The 19,752-nt window shown below is 50.8% G+C and carries 19 protein-coding genes; 1 reads left to right on the top strand and 18 read right to left on the bottom strand.

What is annotated here, in order from left to right; genetic code table 11:
- Positions 1-49 precede the first annotated feature (49 nt).
- The 8 genes from MKX64_RS19255 to MKX64_RS19220 all read right to left on the bottom strand — a co-directional run bounded on the left by MKX64_RS19255 (position 50) and on the right by MKX64_RS19220 (position 11,627).
- Entirely contained in the window at positions 50-667 is a 618-nt protein-coding gene (locus tag MKX64_RS19255) for a ribonuclease HII (protein WP_095265771.1), read from the bottom strand.
- A gap of 230 nt (positions 668-897) precedes the next feature.
- A complete protein-coding gene (locus MKX64_RS19250; RefSeq protein ID WP_095265772.1) occupies positions 898-1,296 on the bottom strand; it encodes a GyrI-like domain-containing protein in 399 nt (132 codons plus the stop codon).
- Positions 1,297-1,742: 446 nt separating this feature from the next.
- Positions 1,743-5,411, bottom strand: a complete 3,669-nt coding sequence (locus MKX64_RS19245) for a GH32 C-terminal domain-containing protein (RefSeq protein ID WP_341037066.1) — start codon at positions 5,409-5,411, stop codon at positions 1,743-1,745.
- A 309-nt stretch (positions 5,412-5,720) separates the two neighbouring features.
- Complete coding sequence (locus MKX64_RS19240; protein WP_095265774.1) at positions 5,721-6,611, bottom strand: ROK family protein; 891 nt, start codon at positions 6,609-6,611, stop codon at positions 5,721-5,723.
- A 26-nt stretch (positions 6,612-6,637) separates the two neighbouring features.
- Positions 6,638-8,101 (bottom strand): glycoside hydrolase family 32 protein, encoded by a 1,464-nt coding sequence (locus tag MKX64_RS19235; protein WP_095265775.1) that lies wholly within the window; start codon positions 8,099-8,101, stop codon positions 6,638-6,640.
- 57 nt (positions 8,102-8,158) lie between these two features.
- Positions 8,159-9,751, bottom strand: a complete 1,593-nt coding sequence (locus tag MKX64_RS19230; RefSeq protein ID WP_413773603.1) for an ABC transporter substrate-binding protein — start codon at positions 9,749-9,751, stop codon at positions 8,159-8,161.
- A gap of 51 nt (positions 9,752-9,802) precedes the next feature.
- Positions 9,803-10,684: a carbohydrate ABC transporter permease gene (locus MKX64_RS19225; protein ID WP_095265777.1), complete on the bottom strand. Its 882-nt coding sequence runs from the start codon at positions 10,682-10,684 to the stop codon at positions 9,803-9,805.
- A 16-nt stretch (positions 10,685-10,700) separates the two neighbouring features.
- A complete protein-coding gene (locus MKX64_RS19220) occupies positions 10,701-11,627 on the bottom strand; it encodes an ABC transporter permease (protein WP_244908202.1) in 927 nt (308 codons plus the stop codon).
- A gap of 483 nt (positions 11,628-12,110) precedes the next feature.
- On the opposite strand from MKX64_RS19220, the gene MKX64_RS19215 reads away from it, so the two are divergent.
- Positions 12,111-13,151: a LacI family DNA-binding transcriptional regulator gene (locus tag MKX64_RS19215; protein ID WP_095265779.1), complete on the top strand. Its 1,041-nt coding sequence runs from the start codon at positions 12,111-12,113 to the stop codon at positions 13,149-13,151.
- 90 nt (positions 13,152-13,241) lie between these two features.
- Here the strand turns inward: MKX64_RS19215 and ylqF are convergent, their stop codons facing one another.
- The 10 genes from ylqF to MKX64_RS19165 form a co-directional block, all read right to left on the bottom strand.
- Positions 13,242-14,108 carry a ribosome biogenesis GTPase YlqF gene (gene ylqF, locus MKX64_RS19210; protein WP_155617925.1) on the bottom strand — a complete coding sequence of 289 codons (867 nt, stop codon included), beginning with the start codon at positions 14,106-14,108 and terminating at the stop codon, positions 13,242-13,244.
- A 42-nt stretch (positions 14,109-14,150) separates the two neighbouring features.
- The gene (gene lepB, locus MKX64_RS19205) at positions 14,151-14,768 is read right to left on the bottom strand and encodes a signal peptidase I (protein WP_095265781.1); all 618 of its coding nucleotides are present in this window, start codon (positions 14,766-14,768) and stop codon (positions 14,151-14,153) included.
- Between the two features lie 98 nt (positions 14,769-14,866).
- A complete protein-coding gene (gene rplS, locus MKX64_RS19200) occupies positions 14,867-15,211 on the bottom strand; it encodes a 50S ribosomal protein L19 (protein ID WP_095265782.1) in 345 nt (114 codons plus the stop codon).
- A 267-nt stretch (positions 15,212-15,478) separates the two neighbouring features.
- On the bottom strand, positions 15,479-15,622 hold the full coding sequence (locus tag MKX64_RS19195) for a hypothetical protein (protein WP_176475485.1): 144 nt from the start codon (positions 15,620-15,622) through the stop codon (positions 15,479-15,481).
- A 201-nt stretch (positions 15,623-15,823) separates the two neighbouring features.
- Positions 15,824-16,762, bottom strand: a complete 939-nt coding sequence (gene trmD, locus MKX64_RS19190) for a tRNA (guanosine(37)-N1)-methyltransferase TrmD (protein ID WP_155617926.1) — start codon at positions 16,760-16,762, stop codon at positions 15,824-15,826.
- A 2-nt stretch (positions 16,763-16,764) separates the two neighbouring features.
- On the bottom strand, positions 16,765-17,292 hold the full coding sequence (rimM, locus tag MKX64_RS19185; RefSeq protein WP_095265784.1) for a ribosome maturation factor RimM: 528 nt from the start codon (positions 17,290-17,292) through the stop codon (positions 16,765-16,767).
- A gap of 114 nt (positions 17,293-17,406) precedes the next feature.
- Entirely contained in the window at positions 17,407-17,637 is a 231-nt protein-coding gene (locus MKX64_RS19180; RefSeq protein WP_095265785.1) for a KH domain-containing protein, read from the bottom strand.
- Positions 17,638-17,658: 21 nt separating this feature from the next.
- Complete coding sequence (gene rpsP / locus MKX64_RS19175; protein WP_054957805.1) at positions 17,659-17,931, bottom strand: 30S ribosomal protein S16; 273 nt, start codon at positions 17,929-17,931, stop codon at positions 17,659-17,661.
- Between the two features lie 48 nt (positions 17,932-17,979).
- Positions 17,980-19,359: a signal recognition particle protein gene (gene ffh, locus MKX64_RS19170; RefSeq protein ID WP_155617927.1), complete on the bottom strand. Its 1,380-nt coding sequence runs from the start codon at positions 19,357-19,359 to the stop codon at positions 17,980-17,982.
- 22 nt (positions 19,360-19,381) lie between these two features.
- Positions 19,382-19,738: a putative DNA-binding protein gene (locus MKX64_RS19165; protein WP_095265787.1), complete on the bottom strand. Its 357-nt coding sequence runs from the start codon at positions 19,736-19,738 to the stop codon at positions 19,382-19,384.
- Positions 19,739-19,752 lie beyond the last annotated feature (14 nt).

Below are 19,752 nucleotides of genomic sequence, written 5' to 3'. Positions count from 1 at the left end.
ATATATCGGCAGCAGCCCGCCTTTTCGCGAGGGCGGGCTGCAACGAACCTTAGAAGAGCGACAATTGCTCGACTTCCATATTTTTCAAAAAACTTCGCCGATGAAGCGACGTGGGGCCATGCAAGCTCAGCTTCTCCCGATGCAGTTTGGTGGCATAGCCTTTATGTATTGCAATCCCGTAATCCGGAAACCGGGCTTCCCACACTTCTTCACATAACCGATCCCGGGTAACCTTGGCTACAATGGAGGCGGCAGCGATTGATTGACTGTTCGCATCCCCTTTAATGATCGCCCGCTGCGGCAGATCACAATCCACCTTCTCCGCATCAACCAGAAGAAAATCCGGTCTGGTCGACAGCTGCTCTAGCGCAAGCTTCATCGCAAGCCGGGCCGCCTGCTTGATATTGATTCTGTCAATCGTCTCCGCATCCACTTGGCCTACCCCAACTGCCAGCGCCTGATCCATGATCTGCTCGTACAAGGCATCCCGCTTCTTCGCGCTCAGTTTCTTGGAATCGTTGATTCCTTCTATCTCCAGCCCCTGCGGCAAAATAACCGCAGCGGCGACCACGTCGCCGAACAGACAGCCCCGTCCCACCTCGTCAATGCCAGCGATATGCACGTAACGCTCCCATAATTCCCGCTCATACATCAATAAATCCGTCATCGATTCTCTCCCTGTCCTTCGCTATGCCGGATTGATCATCTCACGAACTTATATCCTTCATGACAACAAACCGCACCAGATGATATGATTCTATAAAATAGAAAACCCCTCTTGTCCCGTAATGGATTGAACAAAGTAGCTTCAACTTACATGGAGTTTCATATAATATAGATTATCATATCTTATTCCCGATCGTCACGCTAAGATCATTAGGAGAGTCCCCGTCCGAATCACTGTATGGCTATGTAAATCTCAACTCCTCCACGGGAATCATATTTCTCATAATCGTAGGTATACGCTCTATTCAAGGTGCCTGAATCCTCACGTTCCCATATCTTTTTCCAGGTGTTTATAACCCCTTGTTCTTCTGATGGGTCCACGTTAAAGATTTCATATGCTGCGTTATCCGGTATTTCCAGTGCAGGTTCGCTGTTGCTATCTTCTATAGCAATGCTTAATGTATAGTCACCTTTATAGTCGCTCTCGTAATCGTGATAGACGCCATAGATGATCGTCTCTGGATCCGTCAGACGATTAGAAGCCTCCTTCCACAGCTCCGTAATCTTCGGTATCAAATCAGGATCATTGAAATTATTTGTTCGCACACGATTGATAATGGCCAGTTTCATATATTTCCTTCCCTCCAAAACCAAATGTATTCAAAAGACTTCACCGCAAGCTTGCGAATGTTTGTTCGCATATATTATATCAGGAATTTTAAAGTATATCAATTTGGGCTCAGGACCAAAATCTGTGCTTGACTAAATAAATGATGACTGAGATGAGTGTTTGTTGTCTCTCCATACACTTTTCACGGGTGATCCCTTTAGTTCAGGAAGCTACCTGATCAAACGGGATCATCATACAAAGCCTCCGGACAGCTAGTTCGTACTCCAGGCCATGATCGGTTGCAGGCTTGACTGTCAAGCACCGATGATTAGGCCCGAGCCTCGATTTTGAATCTATTCAACAACAAAAAAGACCGCCGAGTGAATTCTGCGGTCTTGTCAAACCAATCCTTAACCAATCCCATCTCTTACGTCATATCCTTGAAGCATACAATAAGAAGTTTAACTTATTCCATAAGCTGAAGATCAACCCCGGGCGTCAGTCTCCAGGATTGACGCGGCTGATCGGGCGATGGCTCTCCCAGCTGAAGCTTTATCCCGTCCTCGGATATCTCCAGCACCCTGTCGTTGTGTGCCGAGACAATGGTTACGGTCCCGTCTCCCCTGTCCTCCAGCCGCCAACGTTGATTGTCATAGCCAAGATAATCGTACAGCTGCAGCCGATCTTGTCCCGTATCCAGATCCAGCGCCTTGCCTTCCTTCGTCCGGATCGAATACATTCCTTTCCCGTCAGGAACAAGCACCCATCGCTGTCTGATAGAACCGTCCGGGTCTTGGATCGTCACCAGATCCCCGTTTCGTGATGACTCGGCATGAAGAGCTTTGTCTATGCCCGCGTTCACGAACTGGGTTTCCATCAGATTCGCATCCGAAATGTCACGAACATAAGCGTTTTGGAACAATGCCTGCCCCCCGAACACATGGAGCCCAAAGCTACCTTCGGCAAATGTACCGTCCATCAGATCCACGACCTTCTCTCCGTTAACATCAATCCTAAGATGCGGCCCACGAGCTTCAATTTTGATACGATATTCCGTTTCCGCATTGAGGAAGCGCGGCATTCGGGCCAATACCTGACGCTCCTCAAACCGGCCGTCCACTTTATAGAAGAGGCGAAAGGCGTTCATGTTCGGGTCCAGATTGAAGTAGTATCCGCTTCTCCCGTCAGGGCTGGCACGAAACAAAATCGATCCGGCGCCGCCCTGTCTCCCCAGCCTCATATCAGTCTCATAGATGAAGTCCCCCGCCTTTTCATCGGCCATATAGACGGTATCTGCCGTGTGACTGCCTCGTAGACCAAGCGGCGTAACCATCCACCTTGCAGACGAGCGGTCCGGCCTCCACCCGCTCAGATTCGTCTCAAACACGCCATCAGCCACGCTTATCGGCATGCTTGAAGATGCCTTCCCGCTTGGAGTGGCGGCTGTGATGAGCGCTTCCCCCGCTTCCTCGGCCCTCACTATTGCACGTCCGCCATTGACGGACATAATCTTGACGATGTCCGGACGGCTGGATGTCCAAACCATCGGCTTCTCTCCGCGGCCGGGACCGTGTACATAAACGGCTCCAAGCTCAGTCGTCTGCCCCTTTGACAGTTCCAGTTCCTTGTGGTCCATGATCATATAGGCTGAAGAAGCCCGGTCACACGCTCTCCATACGGAGGCTAGCTCATACACTTTTAAAGACACGATCTTGACACGGCCTTCCCGGACATAAAAGCTCATCCCTCGTTGGGACGGTTCTGGGAAAATCACGTTGGAAAATACGACCCTGCCGTCATTGCCAAAGGCTTCAACTGAACCCTCATCCACAAATATCCGCAGACGAACTCGGTTATTCTCTGGATAAAGCCTGGTTTCGTGAACCGTAGTGAATCGGTCTGAGAAATCCGTCACCCCGGAAGCGGATCGATCCATAAACATCTGTTGCGCGTCTGCGCTGTAGCCGACAACCGTTCTTCTGCCGCCCCCCTCACGCAGACCAAAGCCGAATTCCGATGCTCCGCCATTTGCCGGAAGCTCTATCTCAGCTTCAATTTCATATGCGCCGGATCCGAGTCCTTTCAAGATATTCTCACTGGACTCCGTAATCCCGCGATTTGCCGCTTCCAGCACGGGAATGCGCAGTGAGGCCAACTCGGCGATTGGCGCTTGATACATTCGAATCCCTTCATCCGTCAGACGCAGCGACACTTCCCGCGGGATCGACAGCTGTCCTGACCAGCCTGCAGTCGGAAAGCTGAAGGGATAATCCCAGTTGGTCATCCACGCCAGCATAATTCGGCGCCCGTCCGGCATGTCGGAAAAGGACATGGAGGCGTAAAACTCTTTGCCCCAGTCCGTCTTCAGCACATGTCCGGGCGGATGATCGTTGATGAATTTGCCGTCCGCGGTCAGTTCACCGATAAAATATTCCGCATCCGAGCCGTCTGTTTTCGGGTGGGCGCCCGTGCTGATCATCAGCACCCACTTGTGCTCCTCTGTACCTTCCACCGGCAGCTGGAACAGGTCCGGGCACTCCCATACGCCGCCGCGAATATAGTTGCCATAACCGAATTGATCGGTCAGCGTCCAATCCAGTAAATTTTCCGAAGTAAAAAAGCGAATGTGATCTCCCCCGGATACCACCATGACCCACCGTTTGTTCGCCTCATCCCTGACCACCTTCGGATCCCGGAAATCCCAGCCTCCCGGTTCTTCGTCGCTGCGCCCCGGGTTTTCGATGAGGACGGGACGCTCTGTGGAATACTCCCAGGTTCGGCCCCGGTCGAGACTATAAGCCAGACCGATTTTCTGGTTGCCGCCCGGAAGATCCAGGTTGTAGGAAGTATAGTACGCAATCAGTCCCTTGCCGCCGACATCGCCGAATAGGCCGGACGCATTCGTTGTATCGGCCACAGCCGATCCGGACCACACATGTCCGAGATCATTCCACGGCAGGGCGATCGGAAGCTGCTTCCAGTGCACCAGGTCACGGCTGACAGCGTGAGCCCACTGTCCCCCATCCTGATGAAAAAGATGGTACTCCCCTTCGAAATAAACCAGGCCGTTCGGATCGCTGGCAGAACCTCGAATCGGGCTGTAATGATACTGCGGCCTGTATTTTTCCGTATAGTAGTCCTCCATATCCACGGTGTACACGTCCTGGAAATAAGCAGTGCCGGCATATACTTTCAGTCCATGATATCCGCTTGTGAAAGTCCCGTCCTCCACATCTATGGCTGCCGGGGCATAGCCGTCCAGTAAGACTTGAATTCGCTGGCCCTCCGCCCTGACTTCAAGATGATGCTTGCTTGTTGGCAAGCTGGGATAGCTAGGCTCGGAGACAGCAAGAATCGAACCGTCGGATTTCCGCAGCTCTACGCGCACCCTGCCGTCCTCCTTCGTAAGCAGCACCTCATATCCCGCCTCGGCCCGTTCATTCATCCGAAATATTAAACCGGCTTTGGACATCTCCTCCAGTATTACATTCCCTTCATATATAACATTTGATGAATGGTTTTCATAAAGCTTCAGCGCAGGTTTACCGTCGCCGGAGGCTGATCCTTTAAGTCCTTTTAGATCGGGCTGCCAGCTTCCTTCAGCAACGAGTTCTACCTCTACATTCCCCAACAGGTCGCTGACTCTTATATTCTGAAACAGCGCTGACCCGTTCCCTGTGCGAAGACCGAGGCGGCCAGTCGCAAATGAGGCATCATGAACTTCAAGCACAGGCTCATAGGCCGTACCCCAATACACCTTAAGGTCAGCGCCCTCAGCCTTTACTTTCAGATGGTAAATCCCCCCTTCCTTGAACTCAACCCGCTTCTCGGACAGCACCTGATCGCTGCCGCTTCGGGAAGTCATCAATTGCAGCAAGCTATCCCTGGAAGATAACTGCAGGATATAGGAAAGCTCCGTCTCTTCAACAGATCGAAAGATCAGTGCGGCATCTGTGTGTCGGTCCTTGATCTGTACGTCCGCTTCATAAATAAAATCGCTGGACTCGGTGTCGGATAGCACTCGAACCTGCTGTCCAGGCTCGGCGGTGACCCGCAGTCCTTGCTCCGTTTCCTCCATCCTTCCCTGGCCCCGGAGCTGCCATCCGGATAAATTGGTATGGACTGGGCTTCCCATTTTAGATACCTCCTCCTTCTTTCCCTCCGCCGCCGCTTGAGGCACGTTCTGCTTGTCCCCTGTCAGATGATGAACGGGGAAACCGTTTAGCAATACGGAAATGCAAATCAAGGTATACACCAGCCCTAAACCTATTTTGACTCGGCCGTTTTTCAACCTTCTCACGCTCCAATCCGAGATATCATCGTAACCGCTTTCAAGTTTCGTTCCACAGTTCCGCTTTCGGGACTCCTGCCCTATATCCCGCACCGAACAGCCGAGCCGCTTAAGCGGCCGGCTATCGGCACTATCTCCTTCCCGGTTTACATTTCAGGGGAGCGCCTTCGACTTCTTCCAAGCTTCAAGGCCAAGCGCCAGCGCTCCGTACAACCCTGCTTCGGCTCCAAGAGCTGGAGGAACGATGTAGTTATCCATATCCTCAAGCAGCGCTTCAGCCTGGACATATCCGTTCAAGTAACGACAAACTTCCTTGCGGACCATGGGGAATAACTGGGATTGCTGCATCACGCCGCCCCCAAGAATGACTTTTTGGGGCGACAGCATCAGAATTGTTCCGCTTACCGCCTGGGCAATGTAGTGGGCCTCCATCGCCCAGGCCGGATGATCTGCGGGAAGCTCGCTTCCTTTCCTCTTCCATCTAGCTTCAATAGCCGGCCCGGACGCCATTCCCTCCAGGCATTCTTGGTGAAACGGGCATACACCTGAAAAATCGTCTTCCGGCAAACGCCGAATCGGCACATGACCTCCTTCAGGATGAACCATGCCGTGAATGAGCCGCCCTTCGGCATAAACACCTGCTCCGACCCCGGTTCCAACGGTATAGTATACACAGCTGTCCAAGCCTTTTGCCGCTCCCCAGGCCGCTTCCCCGAACGCCGCCGCGTTCACATCCGTATCCCAGCCGTAGGGAACTTCGTAATGGCTCCTCAGCGTATCGAGGAACGGATACTGGGCCCAGCCAGCCTTCGGAGTCGTTGTGATATATCCATACGTCGAACTGTCAGGTCTGAGATCGAGAGGGCCGAATGCCCCGATTCCGATGGCATCCACCTGGTGCGACTCAAAATAGGAGATGACCCGAAACATGGTTTGCTCAGGCAGTTCGGTGGGAAAATGGATGCGGTCCTCTATCACCCCATGCTCATTTCCGATTCCACACACGAATTTGGTGCCACCCGCTTCAATTGCTCCAATACGCATATCTCTGCCCCTTCCTTACCTGCAAGTCATACGGATAACTCATACACTTCCAGGGAATCGATAATCATCCGGTCATCTGCGGCAAATACCGTCAGCCCTGTCGAGGCCGGAGCCGGATAGATCAAATCGGTAAGGACCGCCTGTCCACCACCCGCAAACACCTCCACCGAGGCTTGATCGACGAATATCCGCAGTTCAAGTGTCCCCTCCTGCTCCGGGATCATCGCTGTGTGTCTGCCCGGGAAATCCGGATGAAAATCAGTAACGCCGGACTGTGTCCGATCAATAAAGACCTCTGACGCGCTCCCGTTATAACCGATCACCGTTTTTTCCTTGGATCCGACTCTGACATGGATATCGAGCGAATTCGCCGCATCCAGAACAACCCGAATTTCATAGTTTGAAAGCTGCAAATCCTCTAAGACCGCCGCCGCTGCCTTCGCCGTGATCCTGCTGTTATTGATCCGCGGCCTGCGGTAAGCAAGAAGCTCCCTCGCCGGTTGCTGGGTAAGCCATGTTTCATTATTTCTGAGCTGCAGCCCAATCTCCCTAGGTATCGTCATAGCCCCTCTCCAGCCAGCCGTAGGCGTCAAATTTGCATATTTCCAATTGCTCATCCATCCGATAAACAAGCGTCGGCCATCCTCAGCCGGTATATCGGACCAACTGACGCCGGCATAATTATCCCTGCCGCTGTCCAGCCAGCGGATGGTTTCCCTCGATACCCGATCCGGTTTAAATCGTTCACCATCAAAGTCCCCAGTGAAGTATTGTGTTCTCGATCCCTCAGCAAAAGCCGGGTCATCCCCGATGCTGACAAGCAGCACCCATTTCGTGCCGCTATCGTTGCCGTCAACCTGAAGCGGAAACAGGTCGGGGCATTCCCAGACGCCGTTATGAAAGCCAACGTCCTTGCCAAATTCGCTGGCAAATGTCCAGCTCTTCAAATCGGGAGAGCGATACAGACAAACGGTCTGACCGCAGGCAAGCACCATCACCCATAGCTGGGAGGGCTCGTGCCAGAACACCTTGGGGTCGCGGAAATCAACATATGACTCATGCCGCAGAACCGGATTGTGCTCATATTTCACCCAGGTTCTGCCGTTATCCCTGCTGTAAGCCAGGCTCTGGCATTGAACCGCTGGCTTATTGTCCGCCGCTTCGGCATGGTGGGTAAAGATCGCGACCAACCCCGGCTCCCCGTCAAAAAAGCCTGTTGTATTATTCCAGTCAACCACCGCACTTCCGGAAAAGATCATCCCGTGCTCGTCAGGTCCTAAGGCAATAGGAAGCTCCTCCCATACGACCAAATCCTTGCTTACGGCATGCCCCCAGTGCATTGGCCCCCAGGTTGTACCGTAGGGATGATGCTGAAAAAACAGATGATACTCCCCCTGAAAATAGACCATTCCGTTCGGATCGTTCATCCAGTTTTCTTTTGGCGAAAAGTGATAGGTACCCCGGTGGTGTTGTTTCTCAATCGTTGACATATATATGCTCCTTCATCCTTGTGATCATGGTGCACAACCTTGCGACTTCACTTCAACTTATTTTACGTTGCGGTCATATCCCGCCTGCTTGATCGACAACCACTCCTGCAGCCCCAATCGATCCAGCTCTTGCAAATAATCTCCCCATTGCTCTTCAACCTTTCCGTTCTGGTACCATTCTGTACGCATGCGCTCAAGGTAAGCAAACAGGTCGGTTTCAATTGCGGACAGCCGATCCAACTCTTCAATGGAGAAGAATACTTTCGGGTACGTATTCTCCGCCTTCATATGAGGCACCATGACGTCCTCCATCAGCTCAAGCCGCCAGGCCGCATCATCCGGCATGGTAGTATACTTGCCGTAATACTCATCCAGAATCGCCAGCGGTCCGGCAACGCTGGTTTTCTGTCTCAGCTCAACCGGCGCAGTGCCTTCCAAAGGCAGATGCCTCAGCATCCCCTTCTCCTCATCCAATTCGAATATATTCTGCTGTGTATCATCCCCGTAAGTCCCCCAGTTGTTTTGGACCGACTGCAGGGGTTCATAGAGGGCGTCCACCCATTTGGCGGTTTCCTCGGGGTGTTTATTGCTGCTCGTAATCACCATTCTTCCGCGATCCAGCCCGATGCCATTGGTCCTGGTTACATTAATCTCTCCGCTTGGGCCAGCTAGAGGCGGCATGAGCTCATAAGTATCGTTCATGCCGGTAATGTTCGCCTTATCCCAGGTAAAGTACAGCCCATAACGGTGGTCTTTGCCCTTGGCGAGATAGGTGTTCCAATCCTGCTGAGTAGCTTCGATATCAACAAGCCCTTCCTTATACAGTTCATGAATAAACTTCACCGCCTCCTTGTAGCCTTCGTCTGCCGCGGTGAACACGACCTTGCCGTCATTGGTAACCACCGTATGATCCCAGTTCTCGCCAAGGCCAAACGATGCAAACAGGAAGGTCAAATCCTCGCCGCCAGGCTTATTAATGAAGGAGAGCGGGATTTCATCCGCCTTCCCGTTCCCGTTCGGATCCTGCGTTTTAAAAGCGATCAACACTTCCTTAAGCTCATCCGTTGTAGTAGGCATGTCGAGCCCCAGCTTATCCAGCCACTCGACATTGATCCACGGAAAATTATCTACCGACTGAATCCGCCCTTTATCGGATCCAAGCTCTTCGATCCATGGGAAGGAGTAGATATGACCGTCCGGAGCGGTGATCATGCTTCTGTACTCCGGTGCTTGATCCAATACCTTTTTGAAGTTCGGCATATGAGAGTCAATTAAGTCCTCCAGCGGAATAATCACGCCGTCTTTGGCCAGCTTCAGCAGATCGTAATCGCCGTAACCGGCATCGAATATCGCATCGGGAAGATCGCCGCTGGCTACGGCTAAATTCCGTTTCTCAGCAAACACATCATTGGTGTAGTTTTTCCACTGGATATGAATGCCGGTTTTCTCCTCCAGACGCTTGAAGATCAGCTTGTCATTCGGATCGGCCGGAGCCAGCGGTGAGCTCTGGGTCAGAAAATTAAGCGTTAATTTACCGTCCTGTGAATCGGCAGGTTCGTCGCTGCCCCCGCATCCTGACAGAAGCAGCAAGGTTGCCAGCCCGGAGATGGCAAGGCTCTTTCCCAGCTTCTTTCTTTTCAATTTCTTCATGTTCATGACCTCCAAACTAATGTAATCATTGCTTGTATGCTTTGGCGTGTCCTATTTCAGGGATCCCACCATAACACCCTTTTCAAAGTACTTTTGGAAAAATGGATACATAACCAACAGCGGAAGACTCGATATTACAATTGCAGAATATTTAATCATTTCCGAGAGGCGCTTCAATTCGTTCATGGCCAGCTGATCATGAATCATCCCTGGCGCGGCCTGGTTCTGGATCAATATCGACCGGAGCACGAGCTGCAGCGGATGCAACTTGGAATCCTCCAGATAAATCATCGCATCAAAAAATGCGTTCCATTGCCCTACGAATGCATAAAGTGCCAGGACAAACACAATCGGTTTGGACAGCGGAAGGACGATCTGGAAGAAGATTTTCATATCCGATGCACCGTCAACATTGGCGGCTTCCTTCAGCTCGTTAGGCACGCCCTTGAAAAACGTCCTAGACAGGATGATATTCCACACGTTTACTGCTCCCGGAATAATGACAGCCCACACGGTGTTAAGCATTCCGAGTTCCCTGACCAGAAGGTAGGTAGGGATTAAACCGCCTCCAAAGAACATGGTGAATACAAACAGGGTCATAAAAATATGTCGCCCAGCCAGTCTGTTTTCAGAGAGGGCATAGCCCGCACAGATGGATATGGAAACGGTAACAAACGCAAAAGCGGTTGAGTACAGCACAGAATTCGCAAAACCGCGGAGCATTGCCGGATTGGATAATATTTTTTGATATCCTTCCAGACTCCAATCCGACACCCGAAACGAAAGCCCCTGATTCAACAAAACAGTGGGATCCATGAAAGAGGCAACAACAATGTAAACCAAAGGCACGACCACAACCAGAACAGCCAAGATCAGAAATATGGCATTTAGGGTCAGCAAAAACCGGTCGAAGCGTGAATGTTTGACCGCCATAAGATTTAACTCCTTCCTAGTAGAGACCTTCGCCCTCATTCAGTTTCTTTACGATAAAATTCACTGTAACCAGCAGAATCACGTTGATGATGGAATTGAACAGCCCTACAGCTGCGGAATAAGCATAGTCGCCTGATTGCAGCCCCACCTTGTAAACATAGGTTGCTATTATTTCCGAGGCTGGCAGATTCATCGACGTTTGCATTAGATACGCCTTCTCAAATCCGATGGACATGATCCCCCCTGCAGCCAGAATAAACACGATGGCCATGATGGGTTTGATGGTCGGGAGATCGATATTGCGAATGCGCTGAAGCAGATTGGCTCCGTCAAGGCTAGCCGCATTGTGCAGTTCCGGATCCACATTAGCCAAAGCTGCTACATAGATAATGGAAGCCCAACCGGCACTCTGCCATATGTCCGATAGGATATAAATAAATCTGAAATATTCCGGCTGCGACATAAACATCACCGGTTTTCCCGTCAACCAGATCACCAGCTGATTAATTGGGCCTGTCGGGGAAAGAAAAATGAACAGCATTCCGACAATGACAACAACCGAAATGAAGTTTGGGGCGTATAAAAACAGCTGGATGTTTTTTTTCACCGCCGCCTTGCGCAGCTGATTCAGCATAAGCGCCAGCAGGATCGGAACCGGGAAGCTGAATATCAGACCGAAAAAGCTGAGCTTCAGCGTATTCATGAATATCACATCAAAATTCGGGGAGGACAGAAACTTTTCAAAATGTTTCAGGCCTACCCATTCACTGCCCAGAATCCCTTTGATCGGGCTGAAATCTTTAAAGGCAATGATGGCCCCATACATAGGCACGTATTTAAAAATAATCGTCAATAGAAGCGCCGGAGCGAGCAAAACGTAAAGAAAATAATTTTTCTTAATAAACTCAATCCAGCGCCCTGTTGAGTTCCTTCGCCTCAGCACCGCATCCTGTTGACTAGGTTCCACCGTGTTTTCCAAAGCTTTACCTCCGTTCTCTTGCTGCAAGCTTACACAGAACTTACAGTAAGGGTTTTCATTTTGGTGTTTATCCCCTTGTTATATTTACCTTTACAATTTATCAGACAATGTAACTCCAGTCAATGCATTTTGTAAAAATAATATTGTGCATTTGTTATTTAAAATTGTTCATTTTAGTAAAACCAAGGTGGAATTCGCACTTGTATCGGCATAAAAATGCCTATTCAGCATAGTAACGTCTATAGAAAAATATGATTATGAAATCAAATGAGTGATTAAATTTGTGCATTTGTAAAATACATATTGCTATTTGATCCAATCTAGTATACATTTGACATAAGAGATTAACTTTCAGATAGAACATCGTATAAGATCGAACAAATATCTGTATCAGGATTTTGCATAGTCCTCTTATAAATACAGTAACGTTGGGGTGAAATCATATTCATGGCAAAGGAAAAAGTCACGATCCAGGATATTGCCGATGCGCTTGGCATTTCCAGAAATACAGCTTCTAAGGCGCTGAACGGAAGCGACAGCGTCCCGGACGAAACCCGGAACAAGGTGATCAAGAAGGCAATCGAACTTAAATATAAACAATTTGCTTATATGGAAACGGAGAATTTGCTTCCGAAAATCCCGGGAAACATCGCGCTGCTGACAGCCAATCTTCCAAATACCTCGCACTTTGGCTCCCGTCTGATCAGCGGTCTTGAGAAGAGAATCAGTGCTGAAGGCTATAATCTTTCCATCCATATCGTACGGGACATTGATCGCAGTTCGCTTCATCTGCCCAATAACTTCGAAACATCCAAGGTGGATGGGATTATATGTATTGAACTGTTTGATATGGCGTACAGTAAGCTGATTACTGACCTAGGGCTCCCGACTATCTTTATCGATTGCGCGGCCGATATGTTCTACCCTGGTCTGGAAGCTGATCTGCTTCTGATGGAGAACGAGCACAGCACCTTTACGCTGACCAAGCAATTAATCCTGAGCGGATATACCTCTCTCGGATTTATAGGTGACTATAATCACTGCAAAAGTTTTCACGAGCGGTGGATCGGCTTCAATAATGCGCTAACCGACAGCGGCATCCAACTTAACCTTGAACAATGCATCCTGAACCCGGATCGGGAATTTTTCTCCGAGTCTGATTGGATGGACAAACAACTGGAGGCGATGAACCATCTGCCTTCCGCCTTCGTGTGCGCCAATGATTTTATCGCCGTCAATGTCATGAAAGCTCTGAAGAATAAAGATATGGCGATTCCAGATGATATTGTGGTGGCAGGCTTTGACAATGCACCTGAGTCTCGCATTGTGGAACCTCATCTTACAACGGTTCATATCTTCAGCGATGAAATGGGAATCGCCGCAGCCAACATGCTGCTCTCCAGAATCAAGGAGCCTTCACAGCCTTATCAGGTCACGCATATTCAGACCAAACCCATCTTCAGAAGCTCGACAAAGCATTCTCAATAAAATGTGTAAGAGCAAAGATAACATAGGCTCAGAACAACAAATGGCGATGCAGGGGCAGTTCCCCTTGCATCGCCATTCTGTTCATCTCTTCTAATACGGAGCCTCGAGCGAGAAACGGCCCATTTTGCCGGCTCTTAGCTCTCTCAGGAAGATGCTTGACGCCTTCTCCAGATCGACCCGGCCGCCGCTCATCATACAACCGCGCTTGCGGCCGATGGCCTCCATCAGCGCCACGATTTCATCCGGATTGTCGAAATCCGTCGGCTGCTCCTTGAGTTCAAAGCGCTCGCTCATATCTTTCCAGTAATAACGTGAGAAATACTTGATTGCAAAAAAAGCAATGTCCTCCACATTCAAAATCTCTTCACGAATCGCTCCAGTCACCGCTAGGCGATACCCGACATTCTGGTCCTCAAACTTCGGCCACAAAATCCCCGGTGTATCGAGCAGCTCCATATCGCCGCCGGACACCTTAATCCATTGCTGGCCCTTGGTTACGCCGGGTCTGTCCCCTGTCGCAGCGATGCTGCGTCCAGCCAGACGGTTAATGAGCGTGGACTTGCCCACATTTGGAATACCGACAATGAGCACCCGAACCGGCCTCGGCTTCATCCCTTTCGCAATCTGCTTGTCAATCTTGTCCTTCAGCAGCAGGCGAACCTGGTTCGGAATTTCCTTGAGCCCAGTCCCCGTAGAAGCATCCACCGGAAAGGACGTATGCCCTTCTTCCTTGAAATAAGACAGCCATTGTCTTGTCACTTCAGGATCGGCCAGGTCGGCCTTGTTTAATATAATGAGGCGAGGCTTGCCCTGCAATATCTCATCGATCATCGGATTGCGGCTGGAGAGCGGAAGTCTGGCATCCGTTAATTCGATAACCGCATCGATCAGCTTCAGCTTCTCCTGAATTTGGCGGCGCGCTTTTGTCATATGTCCTGGAAACCATTGTATCGTCAACGTCGTCACCTCACTTTCAACTTGCCATGCTTGCTTGATTCATTAATGATTCACCAGCCCGATGTCCCGGATCGGCCAGAAGATGACATCCGCACGACCGATAATATCCCCATAAGGCACATATCCTATCATCCGGCTGTCCGTGCTGTTGGAGCGATTGTCCCCCATCACAAACAGATGCCCTTCAGGCACTACGCCCTCTGTCACAAACGAATTCGGAAAGTCGGTATTGTTATACAGCCTGTTCTCCGCATGTGCCTGATCGATCGCTTCCTGTATGTATGCCTCGTTCACAGGCTCGCCATTGACCAATACCTTGTCGCCTTCGACCTTGACGGTATCTCCTTCGACTGCAATCACCCGTTTAATGAAATCCCGTCCTTCCGCCGGCACATGGAATACAATAACCTCTCCACGTTCAGGCTTCCGTATGTCATACAAAACCTGGTTCACGATCAGCTTCTGCCCGGATATGAAGTTCGGTTCCATAGACGGTCCCTGGACGATAAATGGTTTAAAGAGCAACCAGCGTATGAGTACGACAAGTATCAGGGCAATGAGCAAAGCCTTCAGCCATTCCACAAGCTCATTCTTCTGCTTCTTGGCTGGCTGCTGCGATGTCGCTTCCTTCATTGCGTCCTGCTGTTGATCCTGCTGCATAATCCACCGTCCTCTCTACATTTATTGTGGGTCAAGGCTTTTTTGCATATACAAAAGGGGCTTGTAAAGATTCACAAGCCCCTTTTACCGCCTTGTTATTAACGACGAATTTCTTTAATTCTCGCTGCTTTACCGCGAAGTTCACGAAGATAATAAAGCTTCGCACGACGCACTTTACCACGGCGAGCCACTTCGATTTTATCGATTTTCGGCGAGTTGATCGGGAAAGTTCTTTCCACACCAACACCGTAAGAAATTTTACGAACTGTAAAAGTCTCACTGATTCCGCCACCGCGACGTTTAATGACAACACCTTCAAACAGCTGGATACGCTCGCGAGATCCCTCGATAACCTTAACGTACACTTTCAAAGTGTCGCCAGGACGAAAGCTCGGAATATCCTTGCGAAGCTGCTCTTGAGTAATCGCTTGAACGATATTCATCTATGACTCCCTCCTCTCACACAGGCGTTCTTGCCTCTTCCGGAAAACCCTCTGTTCTCCATCATTATCCGCAGCGGACCACCGTATTCACAACAAAAGATATACTATCATATTTATGGGCTTGAATCAAGTATTTTTACTTTACACGATTATATAACCATTTTCAAATTTCACCGAAAATCCCAGTGAAATTCCCGATCCGCACAATTAATAACCATTTCCGGTCCAGGCGACCAGAAATGGTTTCCTGAGAGCAACGCCATAGCTCTACTGGCCTTGTTCTTCTGACGGCTGCTCCTTCACACGATGCTGCGCATTGTAGTATTCCAAAATATCGTCGACAGTCCGAAACTGCACATCCGCGATGCTTCGTTCCTGAAGCTGTTCCGTTTCCGCTAGGTGCTCTTTCATAGCTGGATGCCTCCCTTAAGATGTAAGTCATGCTATATCCAGATACTTATTACCCGGCAAACACCGGTTTGCACCATAGCGGCCCTGATGTCGAACATGCAGCATGTGGTCGGCTGACCGCCGCCATGTTAGCAAAGCACACTTGCTGGGGGCTGCGCCGTGAATAACCAAGACATGCGGAGCCATCGTACTTGAGCGCTCCTAGCTGTCTTGGGAGGAGTGCGAGGCAGTCCTCAGCTTGTCCAGATAAGCCTTGTCCTGCTTGGTCAGCTCAAGCTTGTCCAGCAGATCTGGCCGGCGCTCCCACGTCCGTTTCAGCGCCTGCTCCCTCCGCCAGGTCTCGATATTGGCATGATGGCCGCTCAGCAAAATATCCGGCACCTTCCAGCCGCGAAATTCGGGCGGACGGGTATAGTGCGGATATTCCAGCAATCCGGTGCTGAACGAATCGGTGACGGCCGAAGTTTCATTGCCAAGCACCCCGGGCAGCAGCCGGACGATCGAATCAATGACAACCATGGCCGGCAGCTCGCCGCCTGTCAGCACATAATCGCCGATCGACAGCTCATCGGTCACCAGATGCTCCCGGATGCGCTCGTCATATCCCTCATAATGCCCGCAGACGAACACAAGATGCTCTTCCCGGGACAGCTCCTCCGCCTTCTGCTGCGTAAACGTCTCTCCTTGAGGGCACATCAGAATGATGCGCGGGCTGCGTCTCACGGCCGGCTCAGCGCCCGGATCGGCACCCGTTGCCCAGTCTGATCCCTGCTGCACTTGAGCTGCCGGATGATCGATCCCTGGCGCATGCTCAGGCTCCGCCTGAGAAGAAGCCTCAGCAGCCGCCCCTGATACCTCTTCCGGGGCGTGCCCTTCCTTCCGATCCGTCTGGCTCCCGCCGCCCGATCCGCCTTGCAGCAGGTCCTCGACCGCCGCAAAGATCGGATCCGGCTTCAGCACCATGCCGCCCCCGCCGCCATATGGCGTATCGTCCACCGTTCCATGCTTGTTTCCCGCATATTGCCGGAAGTTAACGGCGCTGAGCTGCACGATGCCTTTTTCCTGCGCCTTGCCCAAAATGCTCGAATGAAAAACGCCGTCAAACATTTCGGGAAAGAGTGTCAGCACATCGACCTTCATGATTATAACAACCCTTCCATAAGATGGACTCGCACGAGTTTGTTATGTTTGTCCACATCCAGAATAACGTCCGGAATAGCTGGTAGAAGGATTTCTTTTCCCTCCGCTGTTCTGACAACCCACACATCATTGGCACCCGGCGTCAAAATCTCGGAAATCGTTCCCAGCTCCTCTGCAGGCTCATCATCGGTGATCACCCGGCAACCGATAATTTCATGAAAGTAAAACTCGTCGTCCGGAAGCTCCTCCTGCATATCCGCCGTAATTTTCAGAAGCGTGCCTTTGTACTTCTCAACTTCATTAATGCCATGCAGCTCCTTGAACTTGATGATGTACATGTTTTTATGATAACGGGAAGTTTCCACCGTAACCTGGGTGGCACCGGCATTCCCGGTCTCGGGTACGATGTAGAGCGTGCTGTTCTTCGCAAAGCGCTGGTCAGCAAAATCCGTATACGGCATTACCTTCACTTCGCCGCGAATACCGTGTGTGTTTACGATTTTACCTACCGTATAAAGCTTTTCAGACATGATCTTCCTCCTGCTACCTGTTATGAAAACCCGCTTGTCAGACGGTGAGTCTCGATTTCTTCAGCATGTACGAAAAAGGGCTAGGACAAACATCCTAACCCCCTTTCGTATATTTTAAGAAATGATATCAACGGTGACCCGTTTATCCATCTTAACTGCCGCTGATGTGACCACGGTGCGCAGTGATTTGGCGATTCGACCCTGCTTGCCGATAACCTTTCCGACATCATCAGGATGCACGTAAAGCTCATATACAATCAGGTTCTCCTTCTCCACTGTCTTCACGGTCACATCTTCTGGATGATCCACCAAAGCCTTAGCAATAACGCGAACTAATTCTTCCATAGATAACCCTCGCGATCAGTTTTATTTCTGATGCTTAAGCTCATGAAACTTCTTCATCACGCCCGCTTTGCTAAGCAAGTTGCGAACCGTATCGGATGCTTGCGCACCATTTTGAAGCCATTTCAGCGCTTTTTCTTCATCAATCTTCACTTCAGCCGGTTGAGCAACCGGGTTATAATAACCGATTTCCTCGATAAAGCGGCCGTCACGCGGGGAACGGGAATCGGATACCACCACGCGGTAGAAAGGAGCCTTGTGAGCACCCATGCGTTTCAGACGAATACGTACTGCCATTTGAACATTCACCTCCTTCAAAAGATATCAAGCTATCTATACAAGCAATTAACGGAACGGGAATTTCATTCCTTTGCCAGTCAGACCCTTCAACTGCTTCAAGGCTTTGTTCTTGCCGCCTTTCGGGCCCATCATGTCCGAGAACTGCTTCATCACCCGCCGCATTTCATCAAATTGCTTGATGAGACGGTTGACCTCAGCCAGCGAAGTCCCGCTGCCTGCTGCAATCCGCTTGCGCCGGTTATGATTGATAATATCCGGATGCTGCTTCTCTTCGGTCGTCATGGAGTGCACGATCGCCTCAATCCGGCCCATCTGCTTCTCATCGACCTTCAAATCCTTGGCCTGCTTCATCTTGCCCATGCCAGGAATCATATCCATCAGCTGGTCCAGCGGTCCAAGCTTCTTCACCTGATCCATCTGCTCCAGGAAATCCTCGAACGTAAATTCCGCATTGCGCATCTTCCGTTCCATTTCCTTCGCTTTCTCGGCATCGATGTTCGACTGGGCTTTCTCGATCAGAGAGAGCATGTCGCCCATGCCAAGAATCCGCGAAGCCATCCGCTCCGGATGGAAAGGCTCCAGCGCGTCGATCTTCTCGCCGAGCGCGGCGAACTTGATCGGGCAGCCTGTTACAGCTTTAACCGAGAGTGCCGCACCGCCGCGGGTATCCCCGTCCAGCTTCGTCAGCACGACCCCGCTCAGCTCCAGCTGCTGGTTGAAGCTGTCTGCCACGTTGACGGCGTCCTGACCGGTCATCGCATCGACCACCAGCAGCACTTCGTCCGGGTTCACTTCGCTGTGAATCTGCTTCAGCTCTTCCATCAGCTCTTCGTCCACATGAAGGCGGCCGGCTGTATCGATAATGACATAGTCGTTGCCGTTGTCCTTGGCATGCTGCAAGCCTTGCTTCGCAATTTCGACAGGACTTGTCTTGTCCCCGAGCGCGAAGACCGGAACGTTAATCTGGTCGCCAAGCACCTGCAGCTGCTTGATCGCCGCCGGACGATAAATGTCCGCCGCAACCAGGAGCGGCCTGCTGTTCTGCTTCTGAAGCAGCTTGGCCAGCTTGCCGGATGTCGTTGTCTTACCGGCACCTTGCAGGCCCGCCATCATGATGACGGTTGGAGGCTTGTTGCTCTTGGCCAGCTTGGCCTGACTTCCGCCCATCAGCTCCGTCAGTTCCTTGTTCACGATGTCGATAATGACCATGCCCGGCGTAAAGCTGTCCATAACTTCCTTGCCGACGGCCTTCTCCTTCACCTTGGAGACAAAATCCTTAACGACCTTGAAGTTGACGTCGGCTTCCAGAAGCGCCAGACGCACCTCACGCATGGCGGTGGTTACGTCCTCTTCTGACACCTTGCCTTTACCGCGGAGCTTGCTGAACACATTCTGCAGTCTGCTGGTTAGTCCTTCAAACGCCATAACAGCCACCTCCGTTCAATCTTTAATCCCATATCTTTAATCGGTCGACCATATCGGTCATCAATTTCTTGTCGTGATCATTCAATTCGCTGTCTCTGACAAGCTCCATGAGCTTATCCAGCTCGCGGACGCGGGCATCATGCTTGCTCAGCAGCCCGAGCTTCTCCTCATAGGATTCCAGCACCTGCTCCGCCCGTTTAATATGTTCATATACGGCCTGACGACTGATCTCAAATTCGCTTGCGATCTCTCCCAATGAGAAATCATCATGAAAGTAATATTTCAAAAACGTCTGCTGTTTCTCTGTCAGCAGCTGCTCATAGAAATCGAACAGCAAATTGATCCGGTTCGTCTTCTCAAGCCGGTTCTCCTGACTCATATAGGGCACCCCCC

It is taken from the genome of Paenibacillus sp. FSL M8-0334, assembly GCF_038000405.1.
Taxonomy (GTDB): domain Bacteria; phylum Bacillota; class Bacilli; order Paenibacillales; family Paenibacillaceae; genus Paenibacillus_AQ; species Paenibacillus_AQ campinasensis.
The sequence above is the reverse complement of the archived record's forward strand: the minus strand, read 5'-3'. Positions and strand labels throughout refer to the sequence as shown.